We start from the raw sequence: 22,353 nt of genomic DNA, 5'->3' as shown, positions 1-22,353 counted from the left end.
CGCGTGGGGCGTACCCGCGGCTCAGAGGTCGAAGTAGAGCTCGAACTCGTGCGGGTGCGGGCGCAGCTGGATCGGGGCGATCTCGTTGGTGCGCTTGTAGTCGATCCACGTCTCGATCAGGTCGGACGTGAAGACGCCGCCCTGCTGCAGGTACTCGTTGTCCTCCTCCAGGGCGTCGAGTACCGCGGGGAGCGAGGTCGGGACCTGGGCGACGTTCGCGTGCTCCTCGGGAGCCAGCTCGTACAGGTCCTTGTCGATCGGCTCGGCCGGCTCGATCTTGTTCTTGACGCCGTCGAGGCCCGCGAGGAGCAGCGCCGAGAACGCGAGGTACGGGTTCGAGGACGGGTCGGGCGCACGGAACTCGACGCGCTTGGCCTTCGGGTTCGAGCCGGTGATCGGGATGCGCATGGCCGCGGAGCGGTTGCGCTGCGAGTACACCAGGTTGATCGGCGCCTCGAAGCCCGGGACCAGGCGGTGGTACGAGTTCACGGTCGGGTTGGTGAACGCGAGCAGCGACGGGGCGTGCTTGAGGATGCCGCCGATGTAGTAGCGGGCGGTGTCCGAGAGGCCGGCGTAGCCCTGCTCGTCGTAGAAGAGCGGGGAGCCGCCCTGCCACAGCGACTGGTGGACGTGCATGCCCGAGCCGTTGTCACCGAAGATCGGCTTCGGCATGAAGGTCGCGGTCTTGCCGTTCCGCCAGGCGACGTTCTTCACGATGTACTTGAAGAGCATCAGGTCGTCGGCCGCGGCGAGCAGCGTGTTGAACTTGTAGTTGATCTCGGCCTGGCCGGCGGTGCCCACCTCGTGGTGCTGGCGCTCGACCTGCAGGCCGGCGTCCTCGAGGGCCAGGGAGATCTCGGCGCGCAGGTCGGCGAAGTGGTCGACCGGCGGGGCCGGGAAGTAGCCGCCCTTGTAACGGACCTTGTAGCCGCGGTTGTTCTCCTCCGCACCGGTGTTCCAGGCGCCCGCCTCGGAGTCGATGTGGTAGAAGCCCTGGTTCGCGGAGGTCTCGAAGCGGACCGAGTCGAACACGTAGAACTCGGCCTCGGGACCGAAGTACGCGGTGTCGGCGATGCCGGTCGACGCGAGGTACGCCTCGGCCTTCTTCGCGATGTTGCGCGGGTCGCGGCTGTACTGCTCGCCCGTGATCGGGTCGTGGATGAAGAAGTTGATGTTCAGCGTCTTGTCGCGGCGGAACGGGTCCACGCGGGCCGTCGACAGGTCGGCGCGCAGCGCCATGTCCGACTCGTGGATGGCCTGGAAGCCGCGGATCGACGAGCCGTCGAAGGCCAGCTCCTCGGACGGGTCGAACGCCGTCGCCGGGATCGTGAAGTGCTGCATCACGCCCGGGAGGTCGCAGAACCGGACGTCAACCATCTTGACGTCGTTGTCCTTGATGAACTTCTTGGCATCGTCGGCGTTCTGGAACATCCGGCTCCTCCTACTCCCGGTCCGGGGTGGAGCCGGGGATGTCTCGCTTGAGTGCGGCCAGTGCGGTGGCACACGCTGGTCCTGACCATAAGGACGCGGGATTTCTCAAGCATGACCCATTTGTTTCGTCGAAGTTAACCGACCGACGGGCGAGACGCCTGCTCTGCCCCGCTTCCGCGACCCCGGCCCGGCCGGTGCGAAAGGGGGCGCAGTACCGTGGACGGGTGGACAACAGACAGGCAATCGGATCGTGGCTCTCCGGCCCCCGTCAGGCGGCCGAGGACATGGGCGCCGAGTTCGGTTACCGGGGCCAGCAGATGGGCCTCCCCGAGGAGGGCCCCGGCGCCATCGCCCCGCTCGGCCGCCGCTTCGGAGCGGTCGTCGTCGACTGGGCCGGCTGCATGCTCATCGCATACGGCCTCTTCGCTCAGGGCAACCAGCAGGCGATGGGCAACTGGGCTCTGGGCATCTTCTTCGTCCTGAGCGTGCTCACGGTCGGCACGGTCGGCTCGACCCCCGGCAAGCGCCTCTTCGGCCTCCGCGTCGTCGCCGAGGGCGGCGGCCGCCTGGTCCTGGGCCGCGTCCTGCTGCGCAGCCTCCTGCTGTGCCTCGCGATCCCGGCCCTGATCTGGGACAGAGACGGCCGCGGCCTCCACGACCGCCTGGCCAAGGCGATCCAGATCCGCATCTGACACGTCGCACGTTCCACCCCGTCCGGCGGCCCACCTGCCGTCCCGGCTGGACGGTAATCCCAGCCCGTCCGGCGGTTCACCTGTCGTCCCGGCCGGTCGGTAATCCCAGCCCGTCCGGCGGTTCACCTGTGGTCCCGGCTGGGCGGTAATGCCAGCCCGTCCGGCGGTTCACCTGTGGTCCCGGCCGGGCGGTAATCCCAGCCCGTCCGGCGGTTCACCTGTCGTCCCGGCTGGACGGTAATTCCAGCCCGTCCGGCGTTTGAGGACGAGCCCGAAGGGCGATCGAGGGCGCCCGAGCCGACGGCACACGAACGACCACCGCATACGCCGATGGGGCGCCGGGAAACAATCCCGACGCCCCATCGACGTACGTACAGCCGTAAAAACCCGTAACCAAGCGGCGAGCGTCACCGCATCTTGGGCCCACCCTTCGGCATCCGCATCCCCTTGGGCATCGGGCCCTTCGGGAGCGGCATGTTGCTCATCAGGTCGCCCATCGCCTTCAGGCGGTCGTTGGTCTGCGTGACCTGGGGGCCGGCGAGCACGCGGGGGAGCTTCAGCATCGTCGTACGGAGCTTCTTCAGCGGGACCTGGCCCTCGTCGTTGCCGACGATGAAGTCGTGCACCGGTACGTCGACGACGATCCGGGCCATCTTCTTCTTCTCGGCCGCGAGCAGGCCCTTGAGCCGGTTCGGGTTGCCCTCGCCGATGAGGACGATGCCGGCCTTGCCGACCGCGCGGTGCACCACGTCCTGGCTGCGGTTCATCGCCACCGCCGGGGTCGTCGTCCAGCCGCGGCCGACGTTGTCCAGGACCGCGGCCGCCGCACCGGGCTGCCCCTCCATCTGCCCGAACGCCGCCCGCTCGGCCCGGCGGCCGAAGACGATCGCCACCGCCAGGAAGGCGAGCAGGACGCCGAGGATGCCCAGATAAACCGGGTGCCCGATCAGGAAGCCGATACCGAGAAGGACACCGAAGGTGACAAGTCCCACTGCGGCTAGAACGAGACCGATCTTGGAGTCGGCCCGCCGGGTCATCTTGTAAGTAAGAGCGATCTGCTTGAGCCGCCCTGCGTTCGCAGCGCTCGCTGCGTCGTCCTTCCTCGCCATGTCTCGAAGTTTACGTGCCCTTCGAACGGGCTACGACGTGCGGGCCGAGCTCACCGCCTCCAGCACCCGCTGGGCCTCGACCCGGTCCTTGGCACGGCGCCGGTCCTCGAGCACCGAGGACCAGGCGTTGCGGCGCGCGGTGCGCTGGCCGCCGCGCAGCAGCAGCGACTCGACGGCCCGCAGGGCGTCGGTGACGGAAGGGATGGCGGTGGCGCGTACGGGAGGCGCGGCCTGCATGGCAGGGGTCCCTCTCTGAAGGCTCTGAAGTCCGGGCGGAGTGGGGGGATGTGCGGTGGTACGTGGCGTAGTGCCAGCGTCACTGATTGGTGTTACCAGCGCATGACCGGCCGGTCAAACACCCATGAAGCCGCGATGAGGGACCCCCGAGGGGCCCCGGAACGCGAGACGCGGCCCGCATGCGGCCCCCTACCTGCGGGGACCTCAACGGGCCGCGTCACCAAGGCCGTTACCGGCCGGTAGTCACTTGTGCGGGAGTTCACACCGCCTGCGAGGCGACGTACTCCCCACGCTTCTCGACGGCCATCTGGAACAGCCGCCCCGCGCGGTACGAGGAGCGGACCAGCGGCCCGGACATCACGCCGGAGTAGCCGATCTCCTCGGCCTCCTCCTTCAGCTCCACGAACTCCTGCGGCTTGACCCAGCGCTCCACGGGGTGGTGGCGCACGGTCGGGCGGAGGTACTGCGTGATCGTGATGAGCTCGCAGCCCGCGTCGTGCAGCTGCTGCAGCGCCTCGCTGATCTCCTCACGGGTCTCGCCCATGCCGAGGATCAGGTTGGACTTCGTGACGAGACCGGCCTCGCGGGCCTCCGTGATGACCTTGAGCGAGCGCTCGAAGCGGAAGCCGGGGCGGATCCGCTTGAAGATCCGCGGCACGGTCTCCACGTTGTGCGCGAGCACCTCGGGGCGGGACGAGAAGACCTCGGCCAGCTGGTCCGGCTCGGCGTTGAAGTCGGGGATGAGCAGCTCGACCTTGGTGTGGCCGCCCTCGCGCTCCGCCGTCATCGCGTGGATCTGGCGCACGGTCTCCGCGTACAGCCAGGCGCCGCCGTCCTCCAGGTCGTCGCGGGCGACGCCGGTGATGGTGGCGTAGTTCAGGTCCATCTTGACGACGGACTCGCCGACGCGGCGCGGCTCGTCACGGTCCAGGGCCTGCGGCTTGCCCGTGTCGATCTGGCAGAAGTCACAGCGCCGCGTGCACTGGTCACCGCCGATGAGGAAGGTCGCCTCGCGGTCCTCCCAGCACTCAAAGATGTTCGGACAGCCCGCCTCCTGGCACACGGTGTGCAGGCCCTCGCTCTTGACGAGGTTGTGCAGGTCCTTGTACTCGGGGCCCATCTTCGCCCGGGTCTTGATCCACTCGGGCTTGCGCTCGATGGGGGTCTGGCTGTTGCGGACCTCCAGGCGCAGCATCTTGCGTCCGTCGGGTGCGACTGCGGACACGACCGGCTCCCTACAGCTTCGATTCTTCGGCGCCCACCAGGGTACGCCCGTTGTTCGTACGGTCTTCAAAGCGGCCAACCTGTGGACGGCGGCCCGCATTCCCTCGGTCAGGCGGCCGGCTGCGCCTCCGGTTCCCGGACGATCTCGCGGGGCTTCAACTCCGCGTTCTCCAGCACCTCTCGCAGATGCTTCTCGACGACCGGCAGGACCTCGTCGATCGTGATGTCCCGGCCCAGCTCGTTCGCGAGCGAGGCGACGCCCGCGTCCCGGATGCCGCACGGCACGATCTTGTCGAACTCGGTGTTGTCCGGGTTCACGTTCAGCGCGAAGCCGTGCATCGTGACGCCCTTGGCGACGCGGATGCCGATCGCCGCGAGCTTGCGGTCCTCCCGGCGCTGGCCGGCGTTGGACGGCGCGTACTCCGGGCCGTTCAGGCGCGGGTCGAACTCCTCGTCCTGCAGTCGCGGGTCGAAGTCCAGGGAGAGCCCGCCGAGCCGCTGCTCCACCGGGTCGCCGAGCACCCACACGCCGCTGCGCCCCTCGACCCTGCTGGTCTCCACGCCGAACTCGGCGCAGGCCCGGATCAGCGCCTCCTCCAGGCGGCGCACGTGCGCGACGACGTCCACCGGTCGCGGCAGCTTCAGGATCGGGTAGCCGACGAGCTGGCCCGGGCCGTGCCAGGTGATCTTGCCGCCGCGGTCCACGTCGACGACCGGCGTGCCGTCGAGCGGCCGCTCGCTGTCGGCCGTACGGCGGCCCGCGGTGTAGACGGAGGGATGCTCCAGGAGCAGGCAGGTGTCGGGCACCTCGTCGGCGAAGCGGGCGGCGTGCACCCGGCGCTGCTCCTCCCAGGCCTCCACATAGTCGACCTTGTCCGGGCCGAAGCCGAGTCGGACGAATCGCAGCTCACTCACGGCAAGCGCCTCCTTGAAAACTTTCACCGTGCACGTTTCGCGCCCCGAGCCACTGTACGACCCGGCGCGCAACCCGTTCGAGTCACCCGTCCCCGCCGAAACCCGTCATCCCTTCGCACAATCCTCACACGATCGGATGAATGCGAGGCCAGGGCGGCGATGCGGCCCCCGGAGGCCGCTACATTCGCGCCGTTCCATGAGGGCCTGCACACCGGCCCGGAAGGCAGGAGACCGCAGAGCCGATGACGGATCGACCCCCGCAGCGCACGCCCAACCGCCAACTAGCCGCGCTGATCGCCGAGGCCGGCTTCTCCAACGCCGGCCTCGCCCGCAGGGTCGATCAACTGGGCCTGGAGCACGGACTCGACCTGCGCTACGACAAGACCTCGGTGACCCGCTGGCTGCGCGGCCAGCAGCCCCGCGGCACGACGCCCGCGCTGATCGCCGAGGTCTTCACCCGCAGACTCGGCCGCCGCCTCTCCGCGCAGGACCTCGGCCTGGACGCCTGCGCACCGGTCTACGCGGGCCTGGAGTTCGCGGGCTCGCCGGAGGAGGCCGTCGACATCGTCAGCGGCCTGTGGCGCAAGGACTCCGGCAGCCACGCCGAGCTGCAGAAGATCGCCTTCACCCCGGCCGGGCTCGTCGTGCCCAGCCGGGACTGGCTGATCGGCCGGGCCGACGAACGGGTCGGCCGCGGCGACCCGGCGAGCAACGCCCGCGTCCCCGTCCAGGGCCGCAGCTCCGTGCCCCGGCAGCGCACGCAGACCGAGCGCGGCCCCGGCCAGAAGGTGACCGGCGGGGACATCGCCGCGCTGCGCTCCGTCGGCGAGCTCTTCCGCGCCCTCGACCACGCCTACGGCGGCGGCCACGCCCGGCAGGCCCTGGTGCGGTACCTGGAGCACGAGGCCGAGCCGATGCTGCGCGGGGTGTACGGCGAGCAGATCGGCCGCCGCCTCTTCTCCGCGGCCGCCGACCTGACCCGGCTCGCGGGCTGGACGTCGTACGACATCGCGGCGCACGGCCTCGCGCAGCGGTACTTCGTCCAGGCGCTGCGGCTCTCACAGGCGGCGGGGGACCGGGCGTACGGCAGCTATGTGCTGGTGACGATGAGCCGGCAGGCGGTCTATCTCGGGCACGGGCGGGAGGCGGTGCAGCTCGCGCGGGTCGCCCAGCAGGGGGTGGGCGCGGCGGCGCCGCCCGTGGTGCAGGCGCTGCTGCACGCGGTGGAGGCGCGCGGGCACGGCGTGCTCGGCGAGGTCCGCGCCTGCACGGGCGCGCTCGCGCGGGCCGAGCGCGCCCTGGAGGCGGCCCGGCCCGGTGACGAAGTCCCGCACTGGGCGCGGTTCTTCGACGAGGCGCAGCTCGCCGACGAGTTCGGGCACTGCCACCGCGACCTGCAGCAGTACCGGGCGGCCGCGCAGCACGCCGAGCGCTCGCTGCATCTGCGCGCGCCCGCGTTCGCCCGCTCGCGCCTGTTCAGCCGCGTCGTCCTCGCCACGGCCCGGCTCGGCCTCGGCGAGCTCGACCAGGCCTGCGTGCTCGGCGCGGAGGCGGCCCAGCAGGCCTCGGAGATGCGCTCGGCCCGCGCCCTGGAGTACGTACGCGACTTCGAGCGCCGCCTGGAGCCGTACCGGGACGCGATGCCCGTGCGCGGCTACCGGGAGCGGGTGGCGGCGATCGGCTGAGGCCCGCCCCGACGGGGACGCGGGGCCGCTGAGGACTTCGGGAAGGGGCGGGTGGGAGAACTCAGGCCGCGGCCCGCACCCCGCCTGCCCCCGTCCCCACCGGCACCCCCAGATCCCGCAGGACCGCCCGCGCCGCCCGCTGCCCCGAGTGCAGGGCGCCCTGGACCGTGCTGGTGTCCCGGTGGTCGCCGCACACGTACAGGCCGGCCAGGATGCGCACGCGGCGGCGCGGGTCGTGCGGGACCGGCATGGCGGGCACGGCCTCCGGGTCGTGGTGGACGGCGAGCAGGTCCCAGCCGGACGTGGACGTGCCGTAGAGACGGGCGAGCTGGGCGCGGACCTCGTGCTCGGCCGGGGGCGGGCCGTGGACGACGGACGTGATCAGCGCCCGGTCGGCGGGGGCGCGGGACGGGTCGACCTCGCTCATCACCGCCGTGTGCGCGACCGGCCCCGAGCGGTCGGCGTCCAGGAGCAGCGCCGGTTCGCCGAGCGGGGGCTCGGGCGCGCTGTGGTGCAGCACGGTCACCGCGTGGAAGTCCGGCAGCCGCAGCCCGGGCAGCAACTCGGCGGCCTGCCGCGCCCCGGTCGCCAACAGCACGGAACGGCACGGCAGTTCACCGTGATCGGCGGTCCGTACGGAGGTCGTGGCGATGTCGATGGCCTTCACCCCGGTGTGCACCGTGCCCGGCGGCAGGGCGGCCGCGAGCAGGGCCGGCAGGGTGTCGGCCCCGCCCGCGGGCACGCAGAGCCGGCCCCGGGCGAAGCCGCGCAGGGCGAGGTCGGCGCACCGGCTGGACGTGTCCAGGTCCGGGTCGCAGAGCAGCGCGGCGAGCAGCGGGCGCAGAAAACCGTCGACGGTACGGGCGGGCAGGCCGCGGGCCGACAGCGCCTGGGCGGTGGACAGTTCGGGCCGGGCGAGCAGGCGGTCCACGGGGGTGGCGGCGAGCCGGTTCAGGGCGGCGCCGAGCCGGGCGTGGTCGAGCGGACCGCCGAGGGCGGGACGGGCGCGCTGCGGGCGGTGTGCGGGGCGCGGCACCCGTGGGGCCCCGGCGAGGGCCCGCGGAGTGCCGGCCAGCGCACGCGCGGCACTGAGTGCGCCCCGTGCGCTTCGTGCGCCCCTCGCGCTCCGGCGCCCGCCGAGCGCGGCGCTCAGCGCGCTCCCGGCTTCCCAGGTGCGGTGGACGCGGCCGCCGCTGTGGACCAGGACGCCGGGTGCGAACGTACGCAGCGCCAGGGCCTCCAGGGCCGGGGTGCGGCGCAGTTCGGGATCGGCCGTGGAGAGCAGCCGGCCGATCCGGTCGAGTCGGAATCCATCGATCCGTTCTGTGCTCATCCGGCCGCCGACGGCGGGGCCCGCCTCCACGACCACGGTGCTCACCCCGGCCTCGGTCAGCTGCAGGGCGGCGGAGAGTCCGGCCACCCCGGCCCCCACGACTACGACGTCCGCCTGTTCCACGGGCTCGTGCACGTGCCCCTCCCCAGGTTGCGGCTGCTGGGGTCGTGATGCCCCAACTCGACCCGGGAATACCCGAGTTCGGCACGAGGGTAGGAGGGGATCCGGTCAGTTGCAGTCGCGCATGCACCGGGCACGGTCGCACGAGGTCGCATACGGTCGCGCACGCCCCATTTCGGGCGCACGCCGGGGCGCGCGGGGAGGGCCCCAGGGGCGTGACGGGACGTACGCACTCCGGCTCGTGGCGGCTGTCGCGGCGCGGCCCGCCCCCGGTTCCGGCGGCTGACGCAGCGCCCCGGGGTTGCGGAGGCTAGCGCAGCGCGGCCCGTACCGCCTCGTCGATCGTCGGGAAGGCGAAGCGGAAGCCGGACTCCAACAGGCGGGCGGGGAGTACCCGTTGGCTGCCCAGCACCTCCGAGGACATCTCGCCGAGGACCGCGCGCAGGGCGGGCGCCGGAGCCGGGACGAGGGTCGGGCGGCGCAGCACGCGGCCCATCGCGGCGGTCACCTCGCGGTTGGTCACCGGGTGCGGGGCGGTCAGGTTGACCGGTCCGGAGAGCGAGTCGGTGTCGAGGAGATGGCGCAGGGCGGCGATCTCGTCGTGCCGCGAGATGAAACTCCAGTACTGCGAGCCGTCGCCGAGCCGGCCGCCGAGGCCCGCCTTGAACAGCGGGAACATCCGCTTCCAGGCCCCGCCCTCGCGCGCCACCACGATGCCGCTGCGGGCGAACACGGTACGCACCCCGGCCTCCACCGCCGCGCCCGCCGCCTCCTCCCACTCCACGCACAAGGACGCCAGAAAACCGTCGCCCGCGGGCGCGCTCTCGTCGACCGCGCGGTCCCCGGTGTCGCCGTAGTAGCCGACCGCGCTGCCGCTGAGGAAGACCCGCGGCGGGGTGTCCAGGGCGGCCACGGCCTCGGCGAGCGCGACGGTCCCGAGCACCCGGCTGTCCCGCAACTCCTGCTTGTACGCGGCCGTCCAGCGGCGGTCGCCGATGCCGGCCCCGGCCAGGTTGACGACGGCGTCGCAGCCCGCGAGGCCCGCCGTGTGCACGTACTGCCGCTCCGGGTTCCACTCGATCTCGTCGGGGAACTCGGCGCGGCGGCGGACCAGGCGCACCACCTCGTGCCCGTCCGCGGCGAGGGAGCGGGCGAGCGCCGAGCCGATCAGGCCGGTCGAGCCCGCGATGGCGATGCGCTGTTTGGCGTCCATGGGCCCATCCTGCCCACAGACCCGCCCGTCGGCGAGCAAGCGTGCGGCCGCCCGGGGGTGTTGTCGGTGCCGGGTCCTACGCTGGCCCGCATGCCGCTCGACGACGTACGCATCCGCCCCGCCCAGCCGTCCGACGAGACCGCCCTCGCCGCGCTCGACCGGGAGACCTGGTCGCGGCTGCACGCCGTGGCGCCCCGGCCTGCTCCGGACGCCGCGTTCTTCGACGAGCGGCACGCGCCGGACGACTTCCTGGTGGCGGAGGCGGCCGGCGCGATCGCCGGGTACATACGGCTGGTGCCGCCCACGCCGCTCGCCGTCAACGCGCATGTGCGGCAGATACAGGGCCTGGCCGTCGCCCCCGCCGCCCGCGGCCTCGGCCTCGGCCGCGCACTGATCCGGGCCGCCTGCGCCCGCGCCCGCGAGCAGGGCGCGAACCGCATGACGCTCAGGGTCCTCGGCCACAACGCCCCGGCCCGCGCGCTGTACGAGGCCGAGGGCTTCACGGTGGAGGGCGTCCTGCCCGGGGAGTTCCTGATCGAGGGGGAGTACGTGGACGACGTGCTGATGGGACGCACGCTGGACTGAGTTGCCGCGCGCCCCTCCTGCTTCTCGCTTCTTGCGCCGCGGCGGGTCAGTCCGGGAGGAGCTCGCTCAGACAGTGCAGGGCGAGAGCGGCGGGGGAGTTCGGGCCCCGTACGTCGGCTTCGTCCTGCTCGGACCAGGTCTCCAGGGCGATGCGGATCGCCGCCGTCGCCGCGGCCGCCGCGAGACGTACGCGCAGGGGGTCCGCGTCCGGGCCCATCAGGGTGGCGAGCACCGGCCTGAGCTGTTCCTCGGACTCCTGGTTGACGCGGTACCAGACTGCGCGCAGCGCCGGATCGTCGACGGCGGCGCGGAGGAGGCCCCGGGTCTGCCGCAGGCCGTCGGCCGCCGCGTCGTCGGCGGGCGTCAGGGCCTCGGCGACGGCTGCGCGCAGCGCCTGCGGCAGTTCGGTGCCGGGTTCCGTCGCGGCGAGGCCGGCGCGCCACTGCGCACCGCCGACCGCGAGCAGCGGGCCCACGGCGTCCTGCTTGTTGCGGAAGTACCGGTAGAAGGTGCGCAGGCCGACGCCCGCGCGGCTCGCGATCGCCTCGGTCGTCGTCGCGTCCGGGCCGACCTCGGTGAACAGCTCGGCTGCGGCGTGCGCGATCTCCAGCTGGGTGGCGGCCTTGCGGCGCTCGGTCAAAGAGGTGCTCACGCCGGAAGCGTACGCCCCGATCCCGCCCTCGACGCCAATGTGGCGTGCATCGCCATCATGGCAAAACATGCCACATGGGCGTACTCTGCAAGAGAAGCGAAGCCGGAACGGCTGGAAGGCGCACCGCCTACAGGCACAGGGCTGAACAGCACAGTGCTGCAAGCACACGGCTGAAGAGCACACAGCTGAAGAGCACACGGCTGAAGAGCACACAGCAGGGAGCAGGTCATGCAGAACCTCGATCGCTACACGGGCCGCCGCGTCCTCGTCACCGGCGCGGGCTCCGGGATAGGCCAGGCCACGGTGCTGCGGATGCTCGCCGAGGGCGGGCGCGTGGTCGCCGCGGACATCAGCGAGGGCGGCCTGAAGGACACCGTCGCCAAGGCCGGCGCGGACGCGGAGCGGCTCAGCACGCTCGTCCTGAACATCGCCGACGAGGAGTCCGTCAAGGCGGGCGTCGCCTCCGCCGTCGAGACGCTCGGCGGTCTGGACGCGCTCGTCAACGCCGCCGGAATCCTGCGCTCGTCGCACACCCACGAGACGACGCTCGACGCCTTCAACCAGGTCATCGCGATCAACCTCACCGGCACGTTCCTGGTGATCCGCGAGGCGATCCCGGCGCTGCTGCGCGGCGAGGGCGCGGCCGTCGTCAACTTCAGCTCGACCTCCGCGATGTTCGCCCACCCGTACATGGCGGCCTACGCGGCGAGCAAGGGCGGAATCCAGTCGATGACGCACGCCCTCGCGAGCGAGTACGGGAAGCAGGGCATCCGCTTCACCGCCGTGCAGCCCGGCTCCATCTCGTCCGGCATGACCGACGGCTCCGGCGCCAGCCGCCAGAGCGTGGGCCCCGGCCTGCCGGAGGACGCCGACATGAGCCTCTTCGTCAAGCTGGCCCCGGCCCTCGGCGAGGGCTTCGCGGGCCCGGAGACGGTCGCGTCGGTCGTGGCGATGCTCGCCTCGGACGACGGCCGCTTCATCACGGGCACGGAGATCCGCATCGACGGCGGCACCCACTTCTGACCCCCGCCTCGCCTCCAGGGGTTTCCGGCCGGCGGCAGGGTGGTCGATCGGGTGCGCTGGGGGTCCGAGCCCGAGCCCGAGTCCGCGGTGGGGCGGTGGCACTCACCGACCCGCCCCCGGGCCCGGGCCCGGGGGCGTACCTCAGGCTGCGCCCGCCGGGGCGTGACATCGGCCCACCGCCGAGACGGGGTAACGCCCGGCCGGGTGGCTCGGTGGCATATCGGGTACGCCCGGGCCCGGGAGCCTGTGGCGTGGTGACGCTCAGCTGCGCTGTCGGTCCGGGCTGTCGGCCACGGCCGGGGGCAACTGACCGGTCTCGGGCCGCCCCTGGCCTGGACCCGGAGACCTTCTTCGGGCTGGGCCGCCGGGGCTTGACGTCGGCCCGCCGCTGAGGCGGGGTAACGCCCGGCTGGTTGGCTTGGTGGCAAATCGGGTACGCCCGGGCCCGGGCCCGCCGTGGGGCGGGGCGTTCGGAGGAGCTGGCGGCCGGGGCTGCTGGGCCACGGACCGGACAGCTGCCCAGCTCGGTCCGCCTGGTCCGGGCCGGGAGCGTTCCTCCGACTGGGCCGCCGGGGCTGGCCTCTGCGGACCGCCGTGACTCGGCGAGGGCCCGCCCCCGGACGATCGCCCACAGGTAGGGGCACCCGGCGTGCCCCTCGCCCTCACCCCTCCGTGACCGGGTGCCCCGACCCGCGATCTCGGCCGGACCCACCGGCCCGCCCCCGGCCTGCAGCCGTGCCCGGGCGAGGGGGCCCGGCCGACCGTCCGACGGCCGCCGACACGGGGCCGGGGTGGGCGCGCCCCTCGTACCCGCCCATCGGCCTCCCCCGTAGCCACGGAGAGGTAGGCACCCGGTGTGCCCCTCGCGCCCCACCCCTCCGTGACCGGGTGCCCCGACCCGCGATCTCGGCCGGACCCACCGGCCCGCCCCGGCCTGCAGCCGTGCCCGGGCGAGGGGGCCCGGCCGACCGTCCGACGGCCGCCGACATGGGGCCGGGGTGGGCGCGCCCCTCGTACCCGCCCATCGGCCTCCCCTCCCGTAGCCACGGACAGGTGGGCACCCGGTGTGCCCTTCGCGCCCACCTCTCCGTGACCGGGTGCCCCGACCTCGGCTGGCCCCAGCGGCCCCCGGCCTGCTTCGCCGCGACGGGGCGAGGGCCCGCCCCCGGACGATCGCCCGCCGGTAGTGGCGCCCGGAGTGCCACCGGCCCCAGCCCCTCGGAAAGCACGGGGCCCGGGGCAGGCCCCGGTGCTTGCCCCCACTCACCCACCCCGCCCGGTCCGACGTGCGGGGGCGCGGCCCGCGCCGCAGGGTGGCCGTATGAGGTGTGTGTTTCGGTGGTGCGGGGTGGGGTCGGGAGCGTGACCGGGTCGGCCGATCGGCGCCGGCACCCCGAACCGCGCGGCGGGCAGGCGGCCTGGCTGCGGCGCGGGGCGGGGCCGCCGCGCTGGGCCCGCTGGATGCCGATCGTGCTGCTCGTCGGCCTCGGCACCGCCCAGGTCCTTACGCCGCCCGAGGTCGAGCTCGGACTGCTGATCGCCGCCACCCCGCCGCTCGCCGCCCTCGCCTACGGGCCGTTCGCCACCGGCTGCCTCGGCGCCGTCGCCGTCGTGCTCGCCGTCCTGCCCGGTACCGGGCCCGACCAGCCGGGCAACAGCGACATCGTGATGATCGCGTTCGTCGCCCTGCTCAGCGTCGGCATCTCCTGGGTGCGCAGCCGCCGTGACGCCCAGCTCGTCAGCGTCGGCTCCGTCGCCGAGGCCGCCCAGCTCGCCGTACTGCCGCCGCTGACCGAACGCGTCGGGCGCGTGCGCTGCGCCGGGCTCTACCGCGCCGCCCAGCGCGGCACCCTCGTCGGCGGCGACCTCTACGACGTACGCGAAGGACCGTGGGGCGTACGGGCGTTGGTCGGGGACGTGCAGGGGCACGGGCTCACCGCCGTCGGCACCGTCGCCGCGCTGCTCGGCGCGTTCCGCGAGGCCGTGCTCGACGAGCCGCACCTCGAAGGCGTCGCCGCCAAGCTGGACCGCCGTCTCGTCACGGACAACGAGCGCTCCGAGCACGCCGAGCTCTTCGCCACCGCCCTGCTCGTCGAGTTCCCGCCCGGCTCGACGACCGTACGGCTGCTGTCCTGCGGGCACCCGCCGCCGCTGCTGCTGCGGGCCGGAGCAGCAGCGGAAGTGGCGCCGGAGCCCGGCACTCCGCTCGGGCTCGGCCTCGCCGGATACGCGCCGCCGCCCCCGCTCCTCGTCGACCTCGAACCCGGCGACCGGCTGCTCGCCCACACCGACGGCCTCTCCGAGGCACGCAACGCGCAGGGCGAGCTCTACGTTCCGGTGCGCCGGTTCGCCGCGCTGCCGCTCGAAGTGCGCGAGGGGGAGACCGTGGTGGTCGTGGGCGCGATCTGGCGGGACCTGCGCCGCTTCGCCGGGGAGGTCGACGACGACGTGGCGTTGCTGCTCCTCGCCCCGACCGAGCCGGAACAGGAAACGGAACCGGAACCGGAAACGGAATAACCAGGGGCCGACCCCGGAATCGCCAGGGGCCGACCCCGGAATCGCCAGGGGCTCAGTCCACCGGGCCGAACCGGTCCCACAGCTTCGGGTAGTAGCGCGCCAGCGCCGCATCGTCCTCGAAGTCGACGGGCGTCCCCTCCGGCTCGGCCGGCGCGGGCGGAATGCCCAGGTCCGCGGCGACGGTGCCGGTCAACTGCTCGTACGCCTCGTCCGCCGCGTACCCCAACTCCTCCGCGTCCCCGTCGACCTCCTCGTCGAAGTCGTCCAGGAGATCGGCGAGCGCGTCCGGGTCGTGCAGGGCGCCCTCGAAGACCTCCCGGCCCTGGCCGATCAGCCAGCAGCGGAAGAAGTCGAAGGCGTCGTCGCTGGCCCCGTCGAGCAGGACGGCGGCCGCGCCCCACAGATCCCAGCGGTACGCCCGGTTGTAGCGGGCCTCGAAGTGCCGGGCGAAGTCCAGGACGGCGTCCGGGTCGAGCTGCACCAGCCGTTCCACGAGCAGGTCGGCGTGATCCTCCGGGTCGCCGTCGGCGGCCGCGCGGGTGCTGTCGATGAGCTCCCAGAACTCCGTCTCGTCCATCACGGGACCAGCATCGTCCCTGCACGGATCCGACGCACCCGGAGTGTCGCTCTTGTTACTCGTACGACGAATGCCGTTCCTGCGGGCGTTCACGGGCCCGCACTAGCCGTACAGCTCCCCGAGCCGGGCCGCGGTCCGCGCGAACCGCTCACGCAGCGCGGCCGGTTCCAGCACCTCGCACTCCGCGCCGAGCACGATGAGCTGCGCGTACGCGACGTCGTCGTTCTCCACCGGCAGCACCACCCGCACCCGCCCGAGCCCGTCAGCGGGCCCCGCCGCGTCCAGGGCCTCGCGGGCGGCGGCCTGGTCCGTGACGTACGGCAGCCGACGCGCGCCCTCGGCGGTCAGACGCAGCACGGCCGTGGAGCGGAGGATCGAGCGCGCGAACTGCTCGGCCTGCTCCTCCCAGAACCGGGGCAGCTCGAACGTCTCGTCCCGCACGAAGCGGTCCTCGCCGGGCGTGACGGACGTGAACCGGTCGATCCGGTACACCCGGTGCGCCTCGTGCTCCGGCACCCGCGCGCACAGGTACCAGACGCCCGCCTTCAGGATCAGGCCGTACGGCTCCAACTCCCGCTCGACCTCGGCGTCCTGGCGGCGGTAGCGGGCGGTGAGGCGGCGGTCGTCCCACACGGCGTCGGCGACGACCGGAAGCAGCTCGGGCGGATCCGACTCCCGGAACCAGGCCGGGGCGTCCAGGTGGAACCGCTGCGCGGCGCTCCGGGACGCGTCCCGCAGGCTGGGCAGCAGGGCCGCGGACACCTTCAGGCGGGCGGCGGAGGCGGCGTCCTCCAAGCCCATCTCGCGCAGGGCGCCCGGTACGCCGGACAGGAACAGGGCCTCCGCCTCGCTGCGGGCCAGGCCGGTGAGGCGGGTGCGGTAGCCGCCGATCAGCCGGTATCCGCCCAGGCGGCCGCGGTCGGCGTACACGGGGACGCCGGCCTCCGAGAGGGCCTGGGCGTCGCGGGTCACTGTGCGCTCGGAGACCTCGAGCTCTGTGGCGAGCTCGGCGGCGGTCATGGAGGGGCGGTTCTGCAGCAGGAGCACCATCTTGATGAGACGAGCAGCACGCATGACCGCATTCTCCCCTGGGCGCCGGCCCCCGGGGCCCCGCTTGCGGCGCTGCTCGTTCGTCTGCGGCGCCGCCCCTGCCCCGGCCGTTTCCCGCCTCCGGCGGATCGATCCCCTCCCCGCCCCTTCTCGAAAGCCTCCGGCGGTTCGTCGTTCGTCTGCGGCCTTCGTCGTGGCTGGTCGCGCAGTTCCCCGCGCCCCTGTCGGGGCTCGTGAATCCAGCCCCTCCGGCGTTTGAGGAGCGGGGGTCCGGGGGCGGAGCCCCCGCAGCCGACGGCAGTCTTTCGGGAAGGGGCGGGGTGGGGAAAAGTGACCGGCCCCCGCCACGACGATGCGTGGCGGGGGCCGGAAAGCCGCAGGGCGACGGGACGCTCAGAGGCCGTACTTCTCCCGGGCCTCCTTGACCGCGGCAGCGGACACCTCTCCGCGCCGTGCCAGCTGCGCCAGCGCCGCGACGACGATCGACTCCGCGTCGACGCCGAAGTGGCGGCGGGCCGCGTCACGGGTGTCGGAGAGGCCGAAGCCGTCCGCACCGAGCGAGGTCCAGTCCTGCTCGACCCACTGCGCGATCTGGTCCGGCACCTGCCGCATGTAGTCGCTGACGGCGAGCACCGGGGTCGTGACACCCTCCAGCGCCTGCCGCACGTACGGCGTGCGCTCCTCGCCGCGGAGCAGGGCCGCGTCCGCCTCGAGGGCGTCGCGACGCAGCTCGGTCCAGGAGGTCGCGGACCATACGTCCGAGGCCACGTTCCACTCGTCGGCGAGCAGCTGCTGCGCCTTGAGGGCCCAGTGGATCGCCGTACCGGACGCCATCAGCTGGGTGCGCGGCGCCTCCGCGGGGAGCGAGATCCCGGCGGACTCGGCGGTGTTGAAGCGGTACAGGCCCTTCACGATGCCCTCGTCGACGCCCTCGGGCTTCGCGGGCTGCGGCATCGGCTCGTTGTAGACCGTGAGGTAGTAGAAGACGTCCGAGTCCTCGCCCGGCGCGGTCTCCCCGTACATCCGGCGCAGGCCGTCCTTGACGATGGCCGCGACCTCGTACGCGAACGCCGGGTCGTACGTCAGCGCCGCCGGGTTGGTCGCCGCGATCATCGGCGAGTGGCCGTCGGCGTGCTGCAGGCCCTCACCGGTGAGCGTGGTGCGGCCGGCGGTGGCGCCGATCAGGAAGCCCTTGCCCAGCTGGTCGCCGAGCTGCCACATCTGGTCGGCCGTGCGCTGCCAGCCGAACATCGAGTAGAAGATGTAGAAGGGGATCATGGTCTCGCCGTGCGTGGCGTACGACGACGCCGCGGCGATGAAGTCGGCCATCGAGCCGGCCTCGGTGATGCCCTCGTTGAGGATCTGGCCGTCCTTGGCCTCGCGGTAGTACATCAGCTGGTCGCGGTCGACCGGCTCGTACGTCTGGCCCTTCGGCGAGTAGATGCCGAGGGACGGGAACAGCGACTCCATGCCGAAGGTGCGGGCCTCGTCCGGGACGATCGGGACCCAGCGCTTGCCGGAGGTCTTGTCCCGCATCAGGTCCTTGGCGAGACGCACGAACGCCATCGTGGTCGCCACCGACTGCGAGCCGGAGCCCTTGTCGAAGGCGGCGAAGGTCTTGTCCGCGGCGGCCGGGAGAGCCGGGAGCGGCTGCGTGCGGCGGGCCGGGGCCGGACCGCCGAGGGCGGCGCGGCGCTCCTGGAGGTAGCGGACCTCGGGGGAGTCGGCGCCCGGGTGGCCGTAGGGGACCTGGCCGTCGACGAAGTCGCTGTCCTTGATGGGGAGTTCAAGAAGGTCACGCATGTTCTTGAACTCGTCCGTCGTGAGCTTCTTCATCTGGTGGTTCGCGTTCTTCGACGCGAAGCCCTCACCGAGCGTGAAGCCCTTGACGGTCTGGGCCAGGATCACGGTCGGCGCGCCCTTGTGGGCGAGGGCCGCCTTGTACGCCGCGTACACCTTGCGCGGCTCGTGGCCGCCGCGGGACAGCTGGAAGCACTCGATGATCTTGTCGTCGCTCAGCGACTTGCCGAGCTGGACGAGCGCCGGGTCGCCCGCGAAGAAGTGCTCGCGGATGTAGGCGGCGTCACGCGTCTGGTACGTCTGGATCTGCGCGTCCGGCACCTCACGGATGCGGCGGACCAGGGCGCCGTTGGTGTCGAGCTGGAAGAGCTCGTCCCAGGCGTTGCCCCACAGCGACTTCACGACGTTCCAGCCGGCGCCGCGGAACTGGGCCTCCAGCTCCTGCACGATCTTGAAGTTGGCGCGGACCGGGCCGTCGAGGCGCTGCAGGTTGCAGTTGATGACGAAGGTCAGGTTGTCCAGACCCTCGCGGCTCGCGAGTGCGAGGGCCGCCGTCGACTCGGGCTCGTCCATCTCGCCGTCGCCGAGGAACGCCCACACGTGCGAGTTGGAGACGTCCTTGATGCCGCGGTTCGTCAGGTACCGGTTGAACCGGGCCTGGTAGATCGCGGAGAGCGGGCCGAGGCCCATGGAGACCGTGGGGAACTCCCACAGCCAGGGAAGCCGGCGCGGGTGCGGGTACGACGGCAGACCGTTGCCGCCGGACTCCTGCCGGAAGTTGTCGAGCTGCTGCTCGGAGAGGCGGCCGTCCAAGAAGGCGCGGGCGTAGATGCCGGGCGACGCGTGGCCCTGGATGTAGAGCTGGTCGCCGGAGCCGTCCTGCTCCTTGCCGCGGAAGAAGTGGTTGAAGCCCGTCTCGTAGAGCCAGGCCGCGGAGGCGAAGGTGGCGATGTGGCCGCCGACGCCGTGCTTGGAACCGCGGGTCACCATCGCGGCCGCGTTCCAGCGGTTCCACGCGGTGATCTTCCGCTCCATCTCCTCGTCGCCGTCGATGGCGGGCTCCGCGGAGGTGGGGATGGTGTTGACGTAATCCGTCTCCAGGAGCCGGGGGAGGGCGAGGCCCGCGTCCTCGGCGTGCTGGAGGGTACGACGCAGCAGGTACTCCGCGCGATGCGTACCGGCGTGCTCACTCACGGCGTCCACGGAGGCCGCCCACTCGGCGGTCTCCTCGGGGTCGCGGTCCGGCAGCTGGTCCAGCTGGCTCGGAAGCTTGCCTACGGGGTCGGTCATGATCGACGCCTTCCGGACAGGTTCTCCCGCATCACCGCGGAAGAGGGGGTGGAGATGGCCCTATCTGGCAGGACAGGGCGGCGGGCTGGGTGCAGCCCGCAGACGACTGTAAGCGGCTGATCGATGATCGATCAAAGGGTTGAGGCGAGAATTTCCCCTACGCGGAAAAATCGGCACCCGGTGCCTTGAGCCCGGGCACGGGGTGCCGCCCAAAACGGGACAGTCCGGGCGCTACTTTGGGGTGGCCGCAGACCATATGAGCGCAGGTCACGCCCGGGGTGCGCACCCCAGGACGTGCTCCTTCACGAGCGGTCCGATCTGCGGGTCCCGCCGCCGGAACGCCGCCACCAACGCCTCGTGCTCCTCCGCGTACGACTGCTGCCGGGTGCCGAGCCAGCGGATCGACAGGGCCGTGAACACCTCGATGCCGAGGCCCTCCCAGGTGTGCAGGAGCACGGAGTTGCCCGCGGCGCGCACCAGTTCGCGGTGGAAGCCGACGGTGTGCCGCACCTGCGCCGTGCCGTCGGCGTTCCGGTCGGCCTCGTACAGCGGCGCCACGTGCGCCTCCAGGGCCGAGCAGTCCTCGGCCAGGCGGTCGGCGGCCAGCTCGGCCGCGATCTGCTCCAGGCCGGCCCGCACCGGGTAGCTCTCCTCCAGGTCGGCCGCGGTCAGATTCCGTACGCGCACGCCCTTGTTCGGGGCCGACTCGATCAGGCGGAGCGACTCCAGCTCGCGCAGGGCCTCCCGCACCGGGGTCTGGCTGACCTCCAGCTCGACCGCGATCCGGCGCTCCACGATCCGCTCACCCGGCTTCCAGCGGCCGCTGACGATCCCCTCCACGATGTGCTCGCGGATCTGGTCGCGCAGCGAGTGGACGACGGGCGCGGACATGGCCGTCCCGGGGCTCGAACTCATGGGTGGTGGCTCCTCAGGCAGGTGCGATGGGACGACGATACGGCGTTCACCACGTCCTTGGGGTGTGCGCGGGGTGCGGGATCCGTCACTCGCGGCTGCCACGACGACGGTTTCGGTGACGACGACGCCCCCGCCCGGAAAGTTCCGGACGGGGGCGCCGCCGTACAACGGAAAGCAGAGGTCAGAGGCCGAGCTCGACCTCGAACTCGCCCGCCTCCAGGATCTGCTTGACCGTGGTCAGGTAGCGGGCGGCGTCGGCGCCGTCGACCAGACGGTGGTCGTAGGAGAGCGTCACGTACGTCATGTCGCGGACGGCGATGGTCTCGCCGAGGTCCGGGTGGTTGATGACGACGGGGCGCTTGACCGTGGCGCCGATGCCCAGGATGGCGACCTGGTTCGGCGGGACGATGACCGTGTCGAAGAGCGCGCCGCGCGAACCCGTGTTGGAGATCGTGAAGGTGGCGCCCGACAGGTCGTCCGGGGCGATCTTGTTGGTGCGGACCTTGTTGGCCAGCTCCGCGGTCTTCTTGGCGATGCCCGCGATGTTGAGGTCGCCCGCACCCTTGATGACCGGGGTCATCAGGCCCTTCTCCGAGTCGACGGCGATGCCGACGTTCTCGGAGTCGAAGTAGGTGATGGTGCCCTCGTCGTAGTTCAGGCGCGCGTTGATGACCGGGTGGGCCTTCAGCGCCTGGACGGCGGCCTTGACGAAGAACGGCATCGGGGAGAGCTTGACGCCCTCGCGGGCGGCGAAGCCGTCCTTGGCCTTGGCGCGCAGCTTCATCAGCTTCGTGATGTCGACCTCGATGACCGAGGACAGCTGGGCCTGCTCCTGCAGGGCCTTGTGCATGTTGTCCGCGATGGCCTTGCGGATCCGCGGCAGCTTGACCGTCTGGCCGCGGAGGGGAGAGACCTCCAGGGCCGGGGCCTTCGGCGCGGCAGCGGCGGCCGGAGCAGCAGCGGCGGCAGCCGGAGCGGCGGCCTTGGCGGCCTCCGCGGCGGCGATGACGTCCTGCTTGCGGATACGGCCGCCGACGCCGGTGCCCTTGACGGTCGACAGGTCCACGCCGTTCTCCGACGCGAGCTTGCGGACCAGCGGGGTCACGTAGGCGCCGTCGTCCACCGGACCGGCAGCGGCCGGAGCCGGGGCCGGAGCGGCGGGCGCGACCGGAGCCGGAGCGGCCGGGGCAGCCGGAGCGGCCGGAGCGGCCGGGGCAGCAGCGGCCGGAGCCGGGGCAGCGGGAGCCGGGGCAGCGGGCGCAGCCGGGGCGGGGGCGGCAGCGGCCGGGGCGGGCTCGGCCGGGGCGGCGGGGGCGGCCGGGGCGGCGGCCGGAGCCGCGCCCGCGGCGCCGATGACGGCGAGCTTGGCGCCGACCTCGGCGGTCTCGTCCTCACCGACCACGATCTCGAGCAGGACACCTGCGGCGGGCGACGGGATCTCGGTGTCGACCTTGTCGGTCGAGACCTCGAGCAGCGGCTCGTCCTCCGCGACCTCCTCGCCGACCTCCTTCAGCCAGCGGGTCACAGTGCCCTCGGTGACGGACTCGCCCAGGGCGGGCAGCGTCACGTCGGTGCCCTCGGCGCCACCCGCGGGGGCGGCGGCCGGGGCGGCCTCGGCGGCGGGCGCCGGAGCCGCGGGGGCCTCGGCGGCCGGAGCCGGGGCGGGCTCGGCGGCGGGGGCCTCGGCCTGGGCCGGGGCGGCGGCCGGGGCGCCGGAGCCGTCGTCGATGATGGCGAGCTCGGCGCCGACCTCGACGGTCTCGTCCTCGGCGACCTTGATGGACGCGAGGACACCGGAGGCGGGGGCCGGGATCTCGGTGTCGACCTTGTCGGTCGAGACCTCGAGCAGCGGCTCGTCGGCCTCGACGCGCTCGCCCTCGGCCTTCAGCCAACGGGTGACGGTGCCTTCGGACACGCTCTCGCCGAGCGCCGGCAGGGTTACGGAAACCGACATGGTTTCGGTTGCTCCTAACGAACTACGTACG

General features: G+C 72.7%; 18 protein-coding genes. 5 read left to right on the top strand and 13 right to left on the bottom strand.

The genetic code is table 11. The features are described from left to right. Positions 1-21: 21 nt before the first annotated feature. Complete coding sequence (gene glnA, locus ACIDOF_RS05080) at positions 22-1,431, bottom strand: type I glutamate--ammonia ligase (RefSeq protein WP_409004424.1); 1,410 nt, start codon at positions 1,429-1,431, stop codon at positions 22-24. Positions 1,432-1,655: 224 nt separating this feature from the next. Here glnA and ACIDOF_RS05075 point away from each other — a divergent pair, with 224 nt between their 5' ends. Next, positions 1,656-2,123, top strand: a complete 468-nt coding sequence (locus tag ACIDOF_RS05075; RefSeq protein ID WP_409004423.1) for an RDD family protein — start codon at positions 1,656-1,658, stop codon at positions 2,121-2,123. Between the two features lie 407 nt (positions 2,124-2,530). Here ACIDOF_RS05075 and ACIDOF_RS05070 read toward each other — a convergent pair whose 3' ends face one another. The 4 genes from ACIDOF_RS05070 to lipB all read right to left on the bottom strand — a co-directional run bounded on the left by ACIDOF_RS05070 (position 2,531) and on the right by lipB (position 5,608). Beyond that, complete coding sequence (locus ACIDOF_RS05070; RefSeq protein ID WP_409004422.1) at positions 2,531-3,232, bottom strand: DUF4191 domain-containing protein; 702 nt, start codon at positions 3,230-3,232, stop codon at positions 2,531-2,533. 30 nt (positions 3,233-3,262) lie between these two features. Then, the gene (locus tag ACIDOF_RS05065) at positions 3,263-3,469 is read right to left on the bottom strand and encodes a hypothetical protein (RefSeq protein ID WP_409004421.1); all 207 of its coding nucleotides are present in this window, start codon (positions 3,467-3,469) and stop codon (positions 3,263-3,265) included. Between the two features lie 259 nt (positions 3,470-3,728). After that, positions 3,729-4,694: a lipoyl synthase gene (lipA, locus tag ACIDOF_RS05060; RefSeq protein ID WP_409004420.1), complete on the bottom strand. Its 966-nt coding sequence runs from the start codon at positions 4,692-4,694 to the stop codon at positions 3,729-3,731. A gap of 107 nt (positions 4,695-4,801) precedes the next feature. After that, positions 4,802-5,608, bottom strand: a complete 807-nt coding sequence (gene lipB / locus ACIDOF_RS05055) for a lipoyl(octanoyl) transferase LipB (protein ID WP_409004419.1) — start codon at positions 5,606-5,608, stop codon at positions 4,802-4,804. A gap of 242 nt (positions 5,609-5,850) precedes the next feature. On the opposite strand from lipB, the gene ACIDOF_RS05050 reads away from it, so the two are divergent. Continuing rightward, on the top strand, positions 5,851-7,293 hold the full coding sequence (locus ACIDOF_RS05050; protein WP_409004418.1) for a regulator: 1,443 nt from the start codon (positions 5,851-5,853) through the stop codon (positions 7,291-7,293). 61 nt (positions 7,294-7,354) lie between these two features. Here ACIDOF_RS05050 and ACIDOF_RS05045 read toward each other — a convergent pair whose 3' ends face one another. Beyond that, positions 7,355-8,761, bottom strand: a complete 1,407-nt coding sequence (locus ACIDOF_RS05045) for an NAD(P)/FAD-dependent oxidoreductase (RefSeq protein ID WP_409004416.1) — start codon at positions 8,759-8,761, stop codon at positions 7,355-7,357. Positions 8,762-9,056: 295 nt separating this feature from the next. Then, complete coding sequence (locus ACIDOF_RS05040; protein ID WP_409004415.1) at positions 9,057-9,959, bottom strand: TIGR01777 family oxidoreductase; 903 nt, start codon at positions 9,957-9,959, stop codon at positions 9,057-9,059. 90 nt (positions 9,960-10,049) lie between these two features. On the opposite strand from ACIDOF_RS05040, the gene ACIDOF_RS05035 reads away from it, so the two are divergent. Next, positions 10,050-10,544, top strand: coding sequence for a GNAT family N-acetyltransferase (locus ACIDOF_RS05035; protein ID WP_409004414.1), 495 nt, complete (start codon positions 10,050-10,052; stop codon positions 10,542-10,544). 46 nt (positions 10,545-10,590) lie between these two features. Here the strand turns inward: ACIDOF_RS05035 and ACIDOF_RS05030 are convergent, their stop codons facing one another. Beyond that, the gene (locus ACIDOF_RS05030; protein ID WP_409004413.1) at positions 10,591-11,196 is read right to left on the bottom strand and encodes a TetR/AcrR family transcriptional regulator; all 606 of its coding nucleotides are present in this window, start codon (positions 11,194-11,196) and stop codon (positions 10,591-10,593) included. 228 nt (positions 11,197-11,424) lie between these two features. On the opposite strand from ACIDOF_RS05030, the gene ACIDOF_RS05025 reads away from it, so the two are divergent. Then, positions 11,425-12,219 carry an SDR family NAD(P)-dependent oxidoreductase gene (locus ACIDOF_RS05025; protein ID WP_409004412.1) on the top strand — a complete coding sequence of 265 codons (795 nt, stop codon included), beginning with the start codon at positions 11,425-11,427 and terminating at the stop codon, positions 12,217-12,219. A gap of 1,362 nt (positions 12,220-13,581) precedes the next feature. Then, positions 13,582-14,736, top strand: coding sequence for a PP2C family protein-serine/threonine phosphatase (locus ACIDOF_RS05020; protein WP_409004411.1), 1,155 nt, complete (start codon positions 13,582-13,584; stop codon positions 14,734-14,736). Positions 14,737-14,788: 52 nt separating this feature from the next. On the opposite strand, the gene ACIDOF_RS05015 is transcribed toward ACIDOF_RS05020, so the two are convergent. The 5 genes from ACIDOF_RS05015 to sucB all read right to left on the bottom strand — a co-directional run bounded on the left by ACIDOF_RS05015 (position 14,789) and on the right by sucB (position 22,322). Further along, positions 14,789-15,313, bottom strand: coding sequence for a DUF4240 domain-containing protein (locus ACIDOF_RS05015; protein WP_409004505.1), 525 nt, complete (start codon positions 15,311-15,313; stop codon positions 14,789-14,791). A gap of 102 nt (positions 15,314-15,415) precedes the next feature. Then, positions 15,416-16,387, bottom strand: coding sequence for a helix-turn-helix transcriptional regulator (locus ACIDOF_RS05010; RefSeq protein ID WP_409004410.1), 972 nt, complete (start codon positions 16,385-16,387; stop codon positions 15,416-15,418). A gap of 369 nt (positions 16,388-16,756) precedes the next feature. Continuing rightward, positions 16,757-19,453, bottom strand: a complete 2,697-nt coding sequence (aceE, locus tag ACIDOF_RS05005) for a pyruvate dehydrogenase (acetyl-transferring), homodimeric type (protein ID WP_409004408.1) — start codon at positions 19,451-19,453, stop codon at positions 16,757-16,759. Between the two features lie 267 nt (positions 19,454-19,720). Next, entirely contained in the window at positions 19,721-20,344 is a 624-nt protein-coding gene (locus ACIDOF_RS05000; protein WP_409004504.1) for a GntR family transcriptional regulator, read from the bottom strand. 205 nt (positions 20,345-20,549) lie between these two features. Further along, positions 20,550-22,322, bottom strand: coding sequence for a 2-oxoglutarate dehydrogenase, E2 component, dihydrolipoamide succinyltransferase (sucB, locus tag ACIDOF_RS04995; protein ID WP_409004406.1), 1,773 nt, complete (start codon positions 22,320-22,322; stop codon positions 20,550-20,552). Positions 22,323-22,353 lie beyond the last annotated feature (31 nt).

This window comes from Streptomyces sp. Da 82-17 (assembly GCF_046098215.1).
Taxonomy (GTDB): domain Bacteria; phylum Actinomycetota; class Actinomycetes; order Streptomycetales; family Streptomycetaceae; genus Streptomyces.
This window is presented reverse-complemented; position numbering and strand designations above follow the sequence as displayed.

Bases quoted from the DNA above. Each gene is read 5' to 3' on its own strand.
- ACIDOF_RS05035 (WP_409004414.1), top strand. From the start codon at position 10,050: ATGCCGCTCGACGACGTACGCATCCGCCCCGCCCAGCCGTCCGACGAG.
- ACIDOF_RS05000 (WP_409004504.1), bottom strand. From the start codon at position 20,344: ATGTCCGCGCCCGTCGTCCACTCGCTGCGCGACCAGATCCGCGAGCAC.
- glnA (WP_409004424.1), bottom strand. From the start codon at position 1,431: ATGTTCCAGAACGCCGACGATGCCAAGAAGTTCATCAAGGACAACGAC.
- ACIDOF_RS05010 (WP_409004410.1), bottom strand. From the start codon at position 16,387: ATGCGTGCTGCTCGTCTCATCAAGATGGTGCTCCTGCTGCAGAACCGC.
- ACIDOF_RS05050 (WP_409004418.1), top strand. From the start codon at position 5,851: ATGACGGATCGACCCCCGCAGCGCACGCCCAACCGCCAACTAGCCGCG.
- ACIDOF_RS05040 (WP_409004415.1), bottom strand. From the start codon at position 9,959: ATGGACGCCAAACAGCGCATCGCCATCGCGGGCTCGACCGGCCTGATC.
- sucB (WP_409004406.1), bottom strand. From the start codon at position 22,322: ATGTCGGTTTCCGTAACCCTGCCGGCGCTCGGCGAGAGCGTGTCCGAA.
- aceE (WP_409004408.1), bottom strand. From the start codon at position 19,453: ATGACCGACCCCGTAGGCAAGCTTCCGAGCCAGCTGGACCAGCTGCCG.
- ACIDOF_RS05065 (WP_409004421.1), bottom strand. From the start codon at position 3,469: ATGCAGGCCGCGCCTCCCGTACGCGCCACCGCCATCCCTTCCGTCACC.
- ACIDOF_RS05025 (WP_409004412.1), top strand. From the start codon at position 11,425: ATGCAGAACCTCGATCGCTACACGGGCCGCCGCGTCCTCGTCACCGGC.
- ACIDOF_RS05015 (WP_409004505.1), bottom strand. From the start codon at position 15,313: ATGGACGAGACGGAGTTCTGGGAGCTCATCGACAGCACCCGCGCGGCC.
- ACIDOF_RS05070 (WP_409004422.1), bottom strand. From the start codon at position 3,232: ATGGCGAGGAAGGACGACGCAGCGAGCGCTGCGAACGCAGGGCGGCTC.